Raw genomic sequence first — 15,193 nt, forward strand, 5'->3', positions numbered from 1 at the left:
TCCAATGTCGAAAGGACCACCATGACCCACCTGACAGCCGACCGGCTGCATCCCTCCGAACTCGACGAGCCAGTGAGCGCGAGTCGCCAGACCTCCGCGACCTCATGGGAGACCGGCGGTCGGTTCGGCGCTGCGCTGCGCGAACTGCTCGACGACACCAGCGCGTTCGAACGCCATCAGCAGGCGAACCTGCGCCCGGAGGTCGTGGAAGCGCTCGCCGAGCGCATTCGGGCGACGGGCGTCAAGTACATCTACTACATGATTCCGACGCTCGGCAGCCGCACGGTCGCGAAGGTCGTACCCGCGGAGCACTACGAGCGCATGCTGCGCAAGGGCATCGCGTTCCACCGCACGGCGCTCACCGATCTGCAGACGAGTCGCGAGGGCGAGCTCATCGGCGGGGGAGTCTCAGCGCACGAGTTCTGGGCGCTCCCCGAACCGGAGACCTTCCAGGCGCTTCCGTGGGACGGCGAGGTGGGACGCATCTTCTGCACCGCCTACGATCCACCGCACCTGGGACCATCGGGCGGGCGGCTCATCCCGCTCGACACGCGCGCGCTCTTCGCCGCGGCGCACCGCGGCTTCACGGAACGCACCGGTCTCGAACTCAGGAGCGGACTCGAACCCGAGATGACCTGGACCGGGCCTGGTCTCGAGGTGGTGTCGAAGGAGGATCAGAGCCCGGCGTACCAGGTGGAGAACCTCGAGAAGATGCGGCCCGTCTACAAGAAGATCATCTCCTACGCGCAGGCGCTCGGATTCACGATGATTCAGGGCGACTACGAAGACGTCGGCCAGATCGAGCTCAACTGGGAGTACGACCGCGCCGAGCTCACCGCAGAACGAATGACGACGTACCGGCAGATCTGCAAGCAGGTCGCACGGGAACTCGGCCTGCAGGCGAGCTTCATGGCGAAGCCGTACAACGGAAAGATGGGCAACGGGTGCCACCACAACCTGAGCTTGTGGCGAGCCGGCGCCGACGGCGAGGAGAACGTGGTGGAGGACGGCCGCGTCGAATTGCACGCGACAGAGACGGCGCGGCGCTCAATCGCGGGCATGCTGCTGCACACGCCGGGTTCGATGCTCGTCATGGGGTCGACCGTGAACTCCTACAAGCGCTACTGGGACGCCGGGCAGTTCGCGCCGTCGGGCGCCGACTGGGGCCTCGACACCCGTGGCGTCGCCATCCGAATCTCCGCGAACGGTCGCATGGAGTACCGCCTCCCGGACGCGAGCGTGAACCCGTACCTCTCGCACCTGTATCTTCTCGCAGCGATCGAGCACGGCATCGAAGCCGGGCTCGAACCGGGCGAGCCCGGAGCGCCGAGCGCCCTGCTGCAGGACGTGGTGGTTCCGAACACCCTGGGAAGCGCGATCGATGCCTTCGAAGCCGACTCCTACCTCATGGGCGCGATGCCGGAAGAACTCACGCGCATCTTCCTGCAGCTGAAGCGGGATGAGTGGGCGCGGTACTGCGGCCAGATCACTCAGTGGGAGTTCGATCAGTACTGGGAGGCGATCCCGTGAGCGCGCGAGTGCTTCGGCTGGCCTGCATCGACTCGGAAGCGCTGCCGCTCTTCGCCAAGAGCCCGGACGGGGTCGAGCGTTCGGGCTACGAACCCGACGTCGCGTCGGCGATCGCCGAGCGGATCGGCGCAAGCGTCGAGTGGGTGATGCTGCCCTGGGAGGAGATGATTCCGGCGGTGCGTCGCGGAGACGCCGACGCCGTGTGGTGCGGCCAAGGGGAGACGGCCGAACGAGCGGCTCTCGTGGACTTCACGCGGCCGTACGCCGTGTTCAACGAGACGCTCCTGGTGCGCGCCGATGATCCCGCTCGTTCGGCCGATGATCTCGACGGGTATCGCATCGGCGCAATCGCTCACTCGACGAACATGCGCTTGGCTGAGACCTTTGCCGGCGTCGAACTCGTGAGCTTCGGCGCGAGCGACGACGTGTTCGGCGACATGATCGAGGCGACGCGGAGCGGGCGCATCGACGGATTCGTCGATGACGACGTGGTGATGGTGCCCCTCGCGGAAGAGGATCCCGACTTCGTCGAGGCGTTCACCGTGCGCACCGGCAATCGCTGGGGAGTCGGCGTCGCACCCGGAAACGATGCGCTGCGCTTGGAGCTCGATGCGGCCCTCGAGTCGGCGATCGCCGACGGGCAGTTGGAGCGCATCTGGCAGCGGTGGATGCCGTTGCTGCCGTTCCCGCTCAGCAGTGGGGCGGCACGGTGAGGGCGCCGCGCATCGGCGTCACCGGAATGTGGTCGAACCGCATTCACGGCCTGAGGTTCGATGGCAGCGCCGTGTCCACCGCCGTGCTTCGCTCGGTGGTGCGGGCCGGAGGGGAGCCGATGATGCTGTTCGCCGAGAGCGGGCTGTCGGCGGAGGAACGACTCGAGGGGTTGGACGGCCTGCTCGTTCCGGGCGGCGCCGACGTCGATCCTGCCCGGTACGGCGGCGAATCTGACCCCGCGACGGTGCCCGCCGATTTCGCCGCGCAGGATCAGTTCGAAGCTGACATGATGGCTGCGGCGATGCGAAGCGGGGTGCCGGTGCTCGCGATCTGCCGGGGATTCCAGCTGCTGAACGTCGAGTACGGCGGATCGCTGGTGCAGGATCTCCCGATCGAGAGCCGGCACCGCAACGCCGCGCATCCCGTCGCGATCGCGCCGGAATCATCGCTCGCGGAGGTGCTCGGAATGACGACCATCTCAGTGTCGTCCTACCACCATCAAGCGATCGATCGGCTGGGCAGGGGCCTTCGTGCGGTGGGGAGCGCCGAGGACGGCATCGTCGAAGCGGTCGAAGTGCCGGGTGCTGACCTCATCGCGGTGCAGTGGCACCCCGAAGACACCGCTGCGGGCGACGCGCAGCAGCAGGCGCTCTTCGATTGGCTGATCCGTCGAGCCGCATTGCACGCGATTCCTCATGAGGGTTCCACCGCGTCGAGCGGGAGAGCGGCATGACGCCGAGGACGACGACGAGCCAGTCCGCCCCAGTGTCGTCGGCCGAGAGCACGAGCCAGGGGCGCATCCTCGTCATTCAGCACCAGTCGAACGCGGGGTTGGGAGCGATCTCGAGCTCATTCGAGTCGGCCGCAGCGCGAGTCGACGTCCGCAGCGCCGAGAATCCGGGCGCGATACCGGAGACCCTCGCCGGATTCGACGGCCTGGTGGTGCTCGGAGGCTCGATGGGGCCGGAGGACGACGCCGTGGCCCCGTGGCTCTCCCGAGTGCGCGAGCTGCTGCGCGAGGGCGTCGCCTCTGGCGTGCCCACCCTCGGCATCTGCCTCGGAGCGCAGCTGCTGGCCGTCGCCCACGGCGGTCGAGTCACCCCGATGGCGCACGGGCCGGAGATCGGCCTCGACACGGTCACGTTCGCGGGACGCGGCGCGACGCCCGGCGAGGAGGACCCGCTGTTCGGTCCCTTCGCCGGTGCTTCCGTGCCGGTGGTGCAGTGGCATTACCTCGCGGTCGCGGCACTCCCGAGCGCCGCGAGACGCTTGGCCTCGAGTGATCGTTGCCCGAATCAGGTCTTCGCTCTCGGCGGCGCTGCCTGGGGCGTGCAGTTCCACCCCGAGGCCTCGTCGGTGTCGGCCGCCGACTGGGTCATTGAAGACGCCGAGAACCTCGAACAGCTCGCGATCGATGCCGCATCGATCGTGTCGAGGGTCACCGCCGCCGAGCCAGAGCTGCTGCGCGTGTGGGGCGGAGTCGCGGGGCGATTCGCCGGGATCGTGGACGCCCGGGTGCGCGCACAGCGGACCGGATGAGGTGCGGTGCTGCGATCGCGTCAGGCGGACGGAACGACGATGCGAAGGCCCGCGCCCGCTGGACCGACGGCGACGCTGCGGAACCCATCGAGCTCGGGCGCTACGTAATCGCCTGACACGAACCGGGAAGACGTGCCGAAGAGCACGGTGCCGCGCGCGCCGATAAGTGCGATCTCCGCAGGCGCGCGAAGCAGCTCGGGGAGCAGCGCGGCTTCGAGATCTGCGACCTGGAGGTCATTGCCGACGGCTCCGATGCGAGTGCCGTCGATCTCTGCGGGAACGGTGATCGTCACCACGTACGCCTCGATGCCGAGGTAGTCGATGTACGGCCCGACGATCGCCGTCTCGCCGTCGACGAATGCGCGAGTGAACCACTCGTGGTGCGAGTAGTCGTAATACCGATCGGCACCGGGGACGACGCCGAACGAGTACCGGGCGAAGCGCGATTCCTCCTCGCGCACCCACCACTCCAGATCCCCGATCTCAGTGCCCAATGCGGACTGCGCGATGATGAGTCCGCACCCGTCGACCGCTTCGTCTTCGGCGAGGTATCGAACGGCGACCGATTTGAGACGTTTCCGGGCCGCCTCGGTGATCTCGATGTGGCCGTCAGCATCGAGTGCCGTCACGTCGATCAACTGCGTCGCGAGTCGGGCCAGTCGATCGAAGCGCCGTGAGAACCAGGCATCGACCCGCTGAATCACCTCGTCGACGATTTCTGTCTCGGGCATCACCGCGGGCTCGCCTCCTGATTCGCCCCGCTCGGCTCGTTCGCCGCTGCAAGGCGATTGAGCGCGATCTTTCCGTCGATGATCAGCTTCATGTTGCCGCGCACATGAGCCACGGCGAGTTCTCGCGCTCGGTCCGGCGCGCGCTGTTCGATCGCCATCACGATGTCGAGGTGCTCGGTGAACGCGCCCTGCGCGGACGCTCGACAGATCTGCCCGCACCAGAGGAACGGGGAGAGCTCCGACTGGAGTCTCTGCTCAGAGGTGAGCAGGCGCTGCGACTGGCTGAGCACGGCGACCTCGAAATGGAATCGACTGTCAGCGAGCGACCGGTCGCGCACGGTCCGCGCCTCCCGCGCCAGAAACGCGAATTCGGCGAGGCGCGTCCGCGAATCCGGCGACGTGCGCTCAGCAGCAAGATACGCGGCCATGCCCGAGACCGCGGCGTGCTCGTCGAAGAAGTCGCGAAGCGCCGTCGTGCTCGTACGGATGAGCGACGCGGTCAGTGTTTCAGGCGAGGGAAACGGGGATTGCACGACGAACGTGCCGCCATTGCGTCCGCGCCGCGTCTCGACGATGCCTTCGGCGCGCAGCTCGGCGAGCGCCTTCCGGAGCGTCGCGACGGCGATGCCGAACTGCCCGGCGAGATCGGCCTCGGGGGGCAGCCGCTCTCCGACGCTGAGCATGCCGACGGAGATCGCGGACGCGATCTTCTGCGCGATACCGCTGATCTGGGGGCTCACCGAGCCGCCGGTCGCACTCGGCGAGTCCCCGATCAGCGATTGGTGCACTGGAGCTCCTAGGCGTCGCCGTCGAAGCGCAGCGCGCGGGAGATGAGATCCTCCTGCTCCACCGCGTGCACCTTGGCCGAGCCCGTCGAGGGCGCTGCCGACGCCGCACGCGAAACCACGCGGATGCGGTCGTTCGCGAGCTTCTTGGAGAGCTCGAGCGAGATGAACGGCCACGCGCCCTGGTTCTCGGGCTCGTCCTGCACCCAGACGATCTCGGCGCCCTGGTACTGCGCGAGCACGCGACCCAACTGCGTCGCCGGAATCGGGTAGAACTGCTCGACGCGAACCACTGCCACGCGCGGGTCGGGGCGCTTCTCGAGAGCGGATCGCAGGTCGTAGTAGACCTTGCCGGACACGAGGAGCACGCGCTCCACGCTCGTGGGCTCGGTGATCGCCGGGTCGTCGATCACTGGCTGGAACGAGCCCTCGGTGAAGTCCTCCACCTTCGACGTCGCTCCGCGCAGGCGCAGCATCGACTTCGGCGTGAACACGATGAGCGGTTTGCGCGGACGGGCGTACGCCTGTCGCCGGAGCAGATGGAAGTAGTTCGCCGGCGTCGACGGGCGGGCGACGATCATGTTGTCTTCAGCGCACAGCTGCAGGTACCGCTCGATGCGCGCGGAGGAGTGGTCGGGTCCCTGACCCTCGTAGCCGTGGGGGAGCAGCATTACGACGGAGGACTGCTGGCCCCACTTCTGCTCGGCAGCGGCGATGTACTCGTCGATCACGGCCTGTGCGGTGTTCGCGAAGTCTCCGAACTGCGCTTCCCAGAGAACGAGCGCATCCTCTCGCTGCAGCGAGTACCCGTACTCGTAGGCCAGCGCGGCGTACTCGGAGAGCAGCGAGTCGTAGATCCAGAACCGCGCCTGCTCCTCGGACAGGTTGAGCAGCGGAATCCACTCCTGTCCGTTCGCGCGATCGTGGAACACCGCGTGCCGCTGGGCGAAGGTGCCGCGCCGCGCATCCTGACCGGCGAAGCGCACCGCAGTGCCCTCCATGAGGAGCGAGCCGAGCGCCAGCAGCTCTCCGAAGCCCCAGTCGATGCCGCCCTCCCGGCTCATCTCCAGACGCTTGTTGAGGAGCTGCTGCAGCTTCTGATGCACGATGAAGCCTTCTGGCTTGTTGGCGTGCGCATCGCCGATCCGCTCGATGACCGTGCGATCCACCGCGGTTTCGAGCTGCTGCTCGGAGCGGCCGCCGGATTCCGAGACCTCCGCGATGCCGCTCGTGTCCATGACCGGGATCGATCCGGTCTGAGCGGCATGGGTCTCCTGGAACGCCCGTTCGAGCCGATCCTGGAAATCCTGCTTCGCCTTGTCGTACTCTTCCTCGGTGATGTCACCGCGTCCGACGAGGGCGCTCGTGTACAGGCGGCGCGTCGAGCGCTTCGCCTCGATGAGGTCGGTCATGAGCGGCTGGGTCATCGAGGGGTCGTCGCCCTCGTTGTGGCCGCGACGGCGGTAGCACACGAGGTCGATGACGACGTCGATGTGGAAGCGCTGACGGAACTCGTAGGCGAGCTTCGCGACGCGCACGACCGATTCCGGGTCGTCCCCGTTCACGTGGAAGATCGGCGCCTGCACGACCTTGCCGATATCCGAGGAGTAGGCCGTCGAACGGGAATCGAGTGGGAGCGTCGTGAAACCGACCTGATTGTTGATGATGATGTGAATGGTGCCGCCCGTGCGGTAGCCGCGCAGCTGCGACATCTGCATCGTCTCGTACACGATTCCCTGGCCGGCCATCGCCGCGTCGCCGTGGATCAGGATCGGCAGGGTGGTGAAGGAGCCGATCGGCTTCAAGTCCTGCTTCGCGCGGACGATGCCCTCGAGTACGCCGTCGACCGTTTCGAGGTGCGACGGATTCGCCGCAAGATGGATCGGCACCTGCGTGCCGTTGGGGGCGGTGAAGACGCCGGAAGTGCCGAGGTGGTACTTGACATCGCCCGATCCGGCCTTCTGCGCCTGCGCCCCCTCGAACTCGCGGAAGATCTGTCCGTACGTCTTGCCCGCGATGTTGGAGAGCACGTTCAGACGGCCGCGGTGCGCCATCCCGACGTCGACGCTGTCGACGCCGTCCTCCGCCGCATCGATGAGCATCGCGTCGAGCAGCGGAATGACGGTCTCGCCGCCCTCCAGGCTGAAGCGCTTCTGGCCGACGTACTTCGTCTGCAGGAAGGTCTCGAAGGCCTCGGCCTCGTTGAGCTTCTCGAGGATGCGCATCTGCTCGTCGTGGCTCGGCTTCGCGTAGGGCACTTCGAGCTGATCGCGCAGCCACAGCCGCTGCGCGGGATCCTGAATGTGCATGTACTCGATGCCGATCTTGCGGCAGTACGAGTCGCGCAGCACGCCGAGGATGTCGCGCAGCGGCATGGTGCGCTTGCCGCCGATGCCTCCGGTGGCGAACTCGCGGTCGAGATCCCAGAAGGTCAGTCCGTGGGACTCGATCTCGAGGTCGGGGTGGGTGCGCTGCACGTACTCGAGCGGATCCACATCGGCCATGAGGTGGCCGCGCACGCGGAAGGAGTTGATGAGCTCCTGCACGCGCGCCGACTTGTCGACCGCGCCGACGATGTCGACATGGATGTCGGAGGCCCACTGCACCGGCTTGTACGGGATGCGCAGTGCGGCGAAGATCTCTTCGTAGAAGTTGTGCTTGCCGATCAGGCGCTCGTGCACGAGCTTCAGGAACTGGCCGGAACCGGCGCCCTGAATGACCCGATGGTCGTAGGTGCTCGTGAGCGTGATGGTCTTGGAGATGCCGAGCCGGTTCAGCGTCTCCTGCGACGCGCCCTGGAACTCAGCGGGGTACTCGAGGGCGCCGGCGCCGATGATGCTGCCCTGGCCCTGCATGAGGCGGGGGACGGAGTGCACTGTGCCGATGCCGCCGGGATTGGTGAGCGAGATCGTGGTGCCCTGGAAGTCCCCGGCCGCGAGCTTGTTGTCGCGGGCTCGCTTCACGAGGTCCTCGTAGGCGGAGAGGAATTCGTTGAAGTTGAGCGATTCGGCTCGCTTCACCGACGGGACCAGCAGCGAGCGGGTGCCGTCGGGCTTCGGCACGTCGATCGCGATGCCGAGCCCGATGTGCGCTGGCGTGACGATCGAGGGCTTGCCGTCCACCTCCGCGTAGCTGACGTTCTGGCTCGGGAACTCCTTCAGCGTCTGGATCAGGGCCCAGCCGATGAGGTGGGTGAACGACACCTTGCCGCCGCGGCTGCGGCGCAGGTGGTTGTTGATGACGATGCGGTTGTCGATCAGCAGCTTCGCGGGGATCGTGCGCACGCTCGTCGCCGTCGGCACCGCCAGGCTCTGGTCCATGTTCTTGGAGAGCGTTCGGGCCATGCCCTTGAGCGGGGTCACCTGATCGGCTTCGGGCGCCTCCTGCTCGGCGTTCGTGTTGCGCGCCGTGCTCGGGGCGTCGGCCGGGATCGGAGCGACGCGCGGTGCCGCCTTCGTCGTCCTCGCGGGTTGCGTCGGAGTGGTGATCGGGCTCGTCGCGGGGGCCGCACCGCCGGAGGGAGCCGGCGTCTTCGCCTCACCCGCCTGAGCGGCGCCGTACTTCTCGAGAACGGGCCACCATGACCGGTCTACCGAGTTCTTGTCGACTTGGAACTGCTTCCAGAGTTCGTCCACCAGCCACGCATTCGCGCCGAAATCTCCTGCGGGACCAGCTTGATTGGTGGTCTCCGTGCGCTCCGCCAAAGCGACTTCCTCTCGTTCGTGCAATGCCTGCAAGATTGATGTAGTCGGAGGTAATGGCTCCTGAGCCGTACCGGGAACAAGCCTACGCCCATCTCGGCGCCGGTGCCCGAATACTCTCAGCGCAGATTCCGGGTTCTGGTGGTAATCTCGGAGGGCTATGGACGTTGACTCTCGAAGACCTTCCGACCCTCCGAGTACCGGCCGCGCTGAGGCGCGGCAGATCGTCTTCTCCCGGAGTCGTGGATGAACGACTGGCTCCTCCTGCTCATCGGCGTCGTGCTGACGCTCGGGACGGGTGTTTTCGTGGCGTCCGAGTTCTCCCTCGTGGCACTCGACCGGCACGACTTGGAGCGCCGTCGCGGCGCCGGGGAGCGCGGGCTCGACCGCGTGATCCGAGGCCTCTCTCGCACGTCGACGCATCTCTCGAGCGCCCAGCTGGGCATCACGCTGACGACGCTGCTCGCGGGGTACACGCTGGAACCGGCGCTGAGCACCTTCCTCGGCGGCCCGCTCGCCGCGGTCGGGGTGCCCGAGGATCTGCGACGCGCCATCAGCGCTCCGATCGCGGTGGCCATCGCCACGGTGTTCTCGATGATCGTGGGCGAGCTCGTGCCGAAGAACTTCGCGATCTCCAAGCCGCTGGCCACCGCTCGGCTCGTGATGCCGGCCCAGGCCGCGTTCACGACCACGTTGAAGCCCGCGGTGATGGTGCTGAACGGGAGCGCGAACGGTATTCTGCGCACGCTCGGCATCGAACCGCAGGAAGAGCTGTCGGGCGCCCGGTCCGCGCAGGAGCTCTCGTCACTCGTCCGTCACTCGGCGAGCGCCGGACTGCTGGAGGCCGATACCGCGACCCTGCTCGATCGCACCCTGCGCTTCTCGGAGCTCTCCGCTGGCGACGTGATGACACCGCGCCTGAAAGTCGAGAGTCTGCAGCGACTCGAACCCGCGAAGGCCGTGCTCGAGTTGTCGGGTCGCACCGGCTTCTCCCGCTTCCCGGTGATCGATGAGGATCGCGACGACATCGTCGGTGTCGTGCACGTGAAGCAGGCGGTCGCCGTGCCCCGAGCGAAGCGCGAGGACGTCCCGGTGGCGGCGCTCATGGAGGATGCGGTGCGCGTACCCGAGACGATGCACCTCGACCAGTTGCTCGAGGAATTGCGGGCGAGCGGGTTCCAGCTCGCGATCGTCGCCGACGAGTACGGCGGGACGGCGGGTATCGTCACCCTGGAAGACCTGGTCGAGGAGATCGTCGGCGAGGTCGCCGACGAGCACGACCGGGCGGCCGCCGGCGTGGTGGGAACTGCTGAGCAGATGAGTTTCCCCGCCGACCTGCGCCCGGACGAGGTGCGCGAGCAGACGGGAGTCGAGATCCCGGAAGACGACGCCTACGACACCGCGGCCGGGTACGTGCTGCACGAGCTCGGTCGCATTCCCGAGGCCGGCGACGCCGTCGAGCTGCCCGATGGCGGTACGCTGCGCGTGATGCGCATGGACGGTCGGCGCATCGCCCGTCTGCAGTACATGAGTGCGCCAGCGGCGCCATCGGCGGCCGAGGGGGAGAGCGCATGAGCGACTGGGTCGGGATCCTGTGGTTGGTGGTGCTGCTCGCCGCCAACGCGTTTTTCGTCGGCGCCGAGTTCGCCGTGATCTCTGCTCGGCGGTCGCAGATCGAGCCGCGCGCGGAGGCAGGGTCGAAGCGCGCGCAGACAGCGCTCTACGCCATGGAGCATGCGACGCTCATGCTCGCGACGAGTCAGCTGGGCATCACCGTGTGCTCCTTGCTGATTCTGAACGTCTCCGAGCCGGCGATCCACCACCTGCTCGAGGGGCCGCTGCATTGGACGGGCATTCCCGAGCAGGCGGTGACCATCGCGGCGTTCGTGCTCACGCTCGTCGGCGTCTCGTATCTGCACGTGGTGTTCGGCGAGATGGTCCCGAAGAACGCCGCGTTCTCGATGCCGGATCGCGCCGTGCTGCTCCTCGCGCCGCCGCTCGTCGCGATCTCGCGCCTGCTCCGGCACATCATCGCGGCGCTCAACGCCGTCGCGAACGGCGTGCTGCGTCTCTTCGGCGTGGAGCCCAAGTCGGAGACGAACAGCACGTTCACGCTGGAAGAAGTGGCGAGCATCGTGAGCCACTCGACGCGCGAGGGCGTGCTGGAAGACCGCAGCGGTGCGCTCACCGCAGCCTTCGAGTTCACGACGAAGCGAGCGGAGGACCTGCTCGTCGCATCCGACCGCCTGGTCGTGCTCCCTGAGGGGTCGACGCCGGAGGACGTGGAGGCCGCGGTCGCCCGGCACGGCTTCTCCAGGTATCCCATCGCCGACGCGAGCGGCGAGCTCGTCGGCTACGTGCACATCAAGGACCTGGTGCGACTGGGAGAGGACCGCATTGCGCAGCCGATCCCGGCGAAGCGCATTCGCGAGATGGAATCGGTGCATGCGAAGACGGAACTCGAGGACGTGCTCGCCCGGCTCCAGGGCAGGGGCATTCATCTCGCTCGCATTCACGACGACGCGGGTTCCGTCCTCGGGGTCGTCTTCCTCGAAGACGTCATCGAAGAGCTCGTCGGCGAGATCCACGACGCGACGCGCCGACAGCGTTTCGCCTAGGGCGGGCGGGCGACCACGGCGCGTGCCGAAGCGACGCGAGGCGCGGCGCTATTGCGCCGTGAGTACGAGGTGCGCCGAGATCTCGTCGAACGGGAGCCCGGCCGTCGAGACGAGCAGATTGTCGGGGATGGCGAAGGTCACGTCGAACTGCGCCTGATCCTCGCCGAGCTCTGTCGGCTTGAGCTCGACGCTCGTGTTGGGCTGCGTGAGGCCCCCGACCGAGAGGGTGCCGACGGACGTCACGGTCTCTTCGATGTCGTCGCGTACGAGCATCGTCGGCCGGGTCTGCACGAAGGAGGCCTCAGGCATGTCATCGATGACCACCTGGAGGTCGGCCGACATGATCATGCCGTCGCGCACGACCATGGTGCCCGTGGACGAGATGCGCTCGCCGAGCGCTTCGTGGAGCGAGGAGGCGCCGAGGGGCGCGATGAGGTTGATCTCGGTGACGTCGTACGTGCGATCCACCGGAACCGTCATGAGGTTCGAATCCGGGGCGGCGCGGAGTTCGGCGGCGCTCGCGTCGCTCTCCACCGCCGGGGCGCAGCCCGCGAGGCAGAGCGGGATCACGGCGGTGACGGACGCGACCACACCCAGAGCGCGCCAAGAAGAACGCGCGTGCACGATAGTCAAGCTGATGCTCCTCTTCCGGTGACGCAGAGACTCGGGCGGACGCGCCGGTCAGGTTATGGGGAGAGACTACGGCGCAAAGGTGGGAGGCCCCCGAGTGGCTGCTGCGAGGCCGTTCAGGCAGCGAGCAGTCGTCGGAGTTGAGCGCCGACGCGCTCGAACTCGATCAGAAACGCGTCGTGGCCGAACGGCGAATCGATGCGCGTCGCGCGCGACCCGTCGAGACTGCCGGGCGTGTGCCGCGCGATCTCATCCTGGCCTTCGAGCGTGAAGAGCCGATCGCTGGGGATGCCGAGCACGAGCGTCGGCACGTCGATCGTGGAGAGTGCGGCGCGCACGCCGCCGCGGCCGCGGCCGACGTCGTGCGAGTTCATCGCCTGCACGAGCGTGACGTAGCTGTTCGCGTCGAACCGTCGAGTGAACTTGTTGCCGTGGAAGTCGAGGTACGACTCGACGGCGAAGCGACCGCCGCCGCCGAGCGGACTCACCGCGGATTGCCACGCGCGACCGAACCGTTCGTCGAGCTCGGTATTGCTCCGGTAGTTGAGCAGGGCGAGCCTGCGCGCGGTGGCGAGACCGTGGTGGGGTCCGACCCCGTCGGGGGCGTCGTAGTAGTTGCCGCCGCGGTAGAAGGGGTCTGAGCGGATGGCTTCGAGCTGCACGAGATTGAGGCCGATCTGGTCGGCGGTGGTCACCGGGGGAGCGGCGATGACCGCGATCCGCGCCGCGCGATCCGGGTGCGAGATGCCCCACTCGAGGGCGTGCATTCCGCCCATGGAGCCCCCGATGACCGCCTCGAACCGCTCGATGCCGAGGGCGTCGGCGAAACGGCCGGCAGCGGTGACCTGATCGCGGATGGTGAGGTAGGGGAACCTCCCGCCCCACTCCAGGCCCGACGGGTCGAGGGAGCCGGGCCCGGTCGATCCCTGACACCCTCCGAGCACGTTGGGGGCGATGATGCAGAAGCGATCGGTGTCGAGGGGTTTGCCCGGGCCGACGATCTCAGACCACCAGCCGTCGGTCGGGTGCCCGGCCGCGGCGGGGCCCACGAGATGGCTGTCGCCCGTCAGGGCGTGAAAGACGAGGATCGCGTTGTCGCGCCGCTCATTGAGCGCGCCGAACGTCTCGTATGCAATGCGCACGTGGGGAATGACACTGCCGGCTTCGGTCTCGAGTTCTCCGACCGACACGAATGAGCGCTCGCCGACGGCATCGCCGTCCCGCCATCCGCCCGAGATCGGCGGCCGCCCCATCAGCGCGCGCAGTTGCGCATCGGTGATGAAATCGGTCGGGAACGAGTCCTCGGGAGTCTGCCAGTCCATGAGCACCCATTCTGTCGTGCGCAGCCGGTGCGAGGGCGAATATTACGCGCTGCGTCCGCCCCCGCACCGCACCGTCTAGGCGTTCGCGGCCGACTCGGCCACGACCTTGCGAGCCGCAGCGAATCCCTGCTCCAAATCGGCCTTGATGTCGTCGATGTGCTCGAGGCCCACCGACAGACGCACGAGCCCGGGCGTGACGCCCGCCGTCAGCTGCTGCTCGGGTGTCAGCTGCGAGTGCGTCGTCGAGGCCGGGTGGATGATCAGGCTGCGCACGTCGCCGATATTGGCGACGTGGCTGAAGAGCTCGACGTTCTCCACGACCGCGCGGCCTGCGTCGACCCCGCCCTTGAGCTCGAACGCGAGCACCGCTCCCACGCCCTTCGGTGCGTAGCGGTTCGCTGCGGCGTACCACGGGCTCGACGGCAGGCCCGAGTAGTAGACCGTCGCGACATCATCGTGGGAATCGAGCCACTCAGCCACCTCCTGGGCGTTCTGCACGTGGCGCTCGACGCGGAGCGACAGCGTCTCGATGCCCTGCAGCAGGAGCCAGGCGCTGAGCGGGGCGATCGACGCCCCGAGGTCGCGCAGCAGCTGCACCCGCGCCTTGATGATGTACGCGATCGCGTCGCCGACGGCTCCCGTGTAGCTGACGCCGTTGTACGAGGGGTCGGGCTCCGTCAGCCCGGGGAACTTGTCGGCGTGCTGCGACCACTCGAAGACGCCTCCGTCGACGATCACGCCGCCGAGGGTCGTGCCGTGCCCGCCGAGGAACTTCGTGGCGGAGTGCAGCACGATGTCCGCGCCGTGCTCGAACGGGCGCACCAGGTACGGGCTCGCGACGGTGTTGTCGATGATGAGCGGCAGGCTGTTCTCGTGCGCGACATCGGCGACCGCACGGATGTCGAGCACGTTGGAGCGCGGGTTCGCGATCGACTCGGCGAAGAAGAGCTTGGTGTTGGGGCGGACGGCGCGCTGCCACGCTGCGGGGTCGTCCTGATCCTCGACGAAGGTGACTTCGATGCCGAGCTTCGCGAGCGAGTACTTGAACAGGTTGTACGTGCCGCCGTAGATCGACGCCGACGACACGATGTGATCACCCGAGTTCGCGATGTTCAGCACGGCGAACGTCGACGCCGCCTGCCCGCTCGCGAGCAGCAGCGCGCCGCTTCCGCCCTCGAGCGCGGCGATGCGCTCTTCGACGACGGCCTGGGTCGGGTTCGTGATGCGGGTGTAGATCGGGCCGAGCTCCGCGAGCGCGAATCGGTTCGCAGCCTGGGTCGTGTCGTCGAACACGAACGAGGTGGTCTGGTGGATCGGAACGGCGCGAGCCCCGGTCTCGTCGGGCTGCTGGCCCGAGTGGATCTGCCGGGTTTCGAATCCCCAGGCGCTCTGGTCGGTCATGATGACTCCTCGGTGAGTAGATTGCGATGTGCGAGTGAAGCTGCGGTGCGAGATGAAGTTGCGGTGCGGTCCGAGCGTACGAGACGCGTGCCGCGGCGGCAACGGAGCGAGTCGTATTGCGTAACGTGATTCGCGCCTCGTCAGCGCGCGTCGACCCGTCTGTTGCGAGCCGCGATGCCTCGCTAGGCTCGGAGCACGTACTGCCGAGCGGAAGAGGAGCGC

General features: G+C 67.6%; 12 protein-coding genes. 6 read left to right on the plus strand and 6 right to left on the minus strand.

All coding sequences use genetic code 11. The features are described from left to right. The first annotated feature begins 21 nt into the window (after positions 1–21). Genes JSQ98_RS00255 through JSQ98_RS00270 form a run of 4 tightly spaced genes read left to right on the plus strand, consistent with a single transcriptional unit; the run spans position 22 to position 3,783 of the window. Positions 22–1,530 (plus strand): glutamine synthetase family protein, encoded by a 1,509-nt coding sequence (locus JSQ98_RS00255; protein WP_211647826.1) that lies wholly within the window; start codon positions 22–24, stop codon positions 1,528–1,530. Next, positions 1,527–2,243 (plus strand): substrate-binding periplasmic protein, encoded by a 717-nt coding sequence (locus tag JSQ98_RS00260; protein ID WP_346728688.1) that lies wholly within the window; start codon positions 1,527–1,529, stop codon positions 2,241–2,243. The genes JSQ98_RS00255 and JSQ98_RS00260 overlap by 4 nt, the downstream gene beginning before the upstream one ends. After that, positions 2,195–2,977 carry a gamma-glutamyl-gamma-aminobutyrate hydrolase family protein gene (locus tag JSQ98_RS00265; RefSeq protein ID WP_346728689.1) on the plus strand — a complete coding sequence of 261 codons (783 nt, stop codon included), beginning with the start codon at positions 2,195–2,197 and terminating at the stop codon, positions 2,975–2,977. Before JSQ98_RS00260 ends, JSQ98_RS00265 begins: the two co-directional genes overlap by 49 nt. Beyond that, the gene (locus tag JSQ98_RS00270; protein WP_249290653.1) at positions 2,974–3,783 is read left to right on the plus strand and encodes a type 1 glutamine amidotransferase; all 810 of its coding nucleotides are present in this window, start codon (positions 2,974–2,976) and stop codon (positions 3,781–3,783) included. The genes JSQ98_RS00265 and JSQ98_RS00270 overlap by 4 nt, the downstream gene beginning before the upstream one ends. Before the next feature lie 20 nt (positions 3,784–3,803). On the opposite strand, the gene JSQ98_RS00275 is transcribed toward JSQ98_RS00270, so the two are convergent. The 3 genes from JSQ98_RS00275 to JSQ98_RS00285 are packed head-to-tail and all read right to left on the minus strand — an operon-like array spanning position 3,804 to position 9,003. Then, a complete protein-coding gene (locus JSQ98_RS00275) occupies positions 3,804–4,514 on the minus strand; it encodes a cache domain-containing protein (RefSeq protein ID WP_211647830.1) in 711 nt (236 codons plus the stop codon). Next, positions 4,514–5,302 carry a FadR/GntR family transcriptional regulator gene (locus JSQ98_RS00280; protein ID WP_346728690.1) on the minus strand — a complete coding sequence of 263 codons (789 nt, stop codon included), beginning with the start codon at positions 5,300–5,302 and terminating at the stop codon, positions 4,514–4,516. The genes JSQ98_RS00275 and JSQ98_RS00280 overlap by 1 nt, the downstream gene beginning before the upstream one ends. An 8-nt stretch (positions 5,303–5,310) precedes the next feature. Next, positions 5,311–9,003 (minus strand): multifunctional oxoglutarate decarboxylase/oxoglutarate dehydrogenase thiamine pyrophosphate-binding subunit/dihydrolipoyllysine-residue succinyltransferase subunit, encoded by a 3,693-nt coding sequence (locus JSQ98_RS00285; protein ID WP_211647831.1) that lies wholly within the window; start codon positions 9,001–9,003, stop codon positions 5,311–5,313. Between the two features lie 243 nt (positions 9,004–9,246). Here JSQ98_RS00285 and JSQ98_RS00290 point away from each other — a divergent pair, with 243 nt between their 5' ends. Continuing rightward, complete coding sequence (locus JSQ98_RS00290) at positions 9,247–10,575, plus strand: hemolysin family protein (RefSeq protein WP_211647832.1); 1,329 nt, start codon at positions 9,247–9,249, stop codon at positions 10,573–10,575. After that, positions 10,572–11,618 (plus strand): hemolysin family protein, encoded by a 1,047-nt coding sequence (locus tag JSQ98_RS00295; RefSeq protein WP_090147604.1) that lies wholly within the window; start codon positions 10,572–10,574, stop codon positions 11,616–11,618. The genes JSQ98_RS00290 and JSQ98_RS00295 overlap by 4 nt, the downstream gene beginning before the upstream one ends. A 48-nt stretch (positions 11,619–11,666) precedes the next feature. Here the strand turns inward: JSQ98_RS00295 and JSQ98_RS00300 are convergent, their stop codons facing one another. From JSQ98_RS00300 to JSQ98_RS00310, 3 genes are all read right to left on the minus strand, one after another. Then, the gene (locus JSQ98_RS00300; RefSeq protein ID WP_141653214.1) at positions 11,667–12,251 is read right to left on the minus strand and encodes a hypothetical protein; all 585 of its coding nucleotides are present in this window, start codon (positions 12,249–12,251) and stop codon (positions 11,667–11,669) included. Positions 12,252–12,364: 113 nt separating this feature from the next. Next, entirely contained in the window at positions 12,365–13,570 is a 1,206-nt protein-coding gene (metX, locus tag JSQ98_RS00305) for a homoserine O-acetyltransferase MetX (RefSeq protein WP_090147611.1), read from the minus strand. Between the two features lie 75 nt (positions 13,571–13,645). Next, positions 13,646–14,971 carry a bifunctional o-acetylhomoserine/o-acetylserine sulfhydrylase gene (locus JSQ98_RS00310; protein WP_090147615.1) on the minus strand — a complete coding sequence of 442 codons (1,326 nt, stop codon included), beginning with the start codon at positions 14,969–14,971 and terminating at the stop codon, positions 13,646–13,648. Between the last annotated feature and the right edge of the window lie 222 nt (positions 14,972–15,193).

Origin of the sequence: Leucobacter manosquensis, assembly GCF_018304845.1 — a bacterium.
Taxonomy (GTDB): domain Bacteria; phylum Actinomycetota; class Actinomycetes; order Actinomycetales; family Microbacteriaceae; genus Leucobacter; species Leucobacter alluvii.

Coding starts and splice junctions, on each gene's coding strand:
- JSQ98_RS00255 (WP_211647826.1), top strand. CDS start 22: ATGACCCACCTGACAGCCGACCGGCTGCATCCCTCCGAACTCGACGAG.
- JSQ98_RS00270 (WP_249290653.1), top strand. CDS start 2,974: ATGACGCCGAGGACGACGACGAGCCAGTCCGCCCCAGTGTCGTCGGCC.
- JSQ98_RS00275 (WP_211647830.1), bottom strand. CDS start 4,514: ATGCCCGAGACAGAAATCGTCGACGAGGTGATTCAGCGGGTCGATGCC.
- JSQ98_RS00290 (WP_211647832.1), top strand. CDS start 9,247: ATGAACGACTGGCTCCTCCTGCTCATCGGCGTCGTGCTGACGCTCGGG.
- JSQ98_RS00295 (WP_090147604.1), top strand. CDS start 10,572: ATGAGCGACTGGGTCGGGATCCTGTGGTTGGTGGTGCTGCTCGCCGCC.
- metX (WP_090147611.1), bottom strand. CDS start 13,570: ATGGACTGGCAGACTCCCGAGGACTCGTTCCCGACCGATTTCATCACC.
- JSQ98_RS00310 (WP_090147615.1), bottom strand. CDS start 14,971: ATGACCGACCAGAGCGCCTGGGGATTCGAAACCCGGCAGATCCACTCG.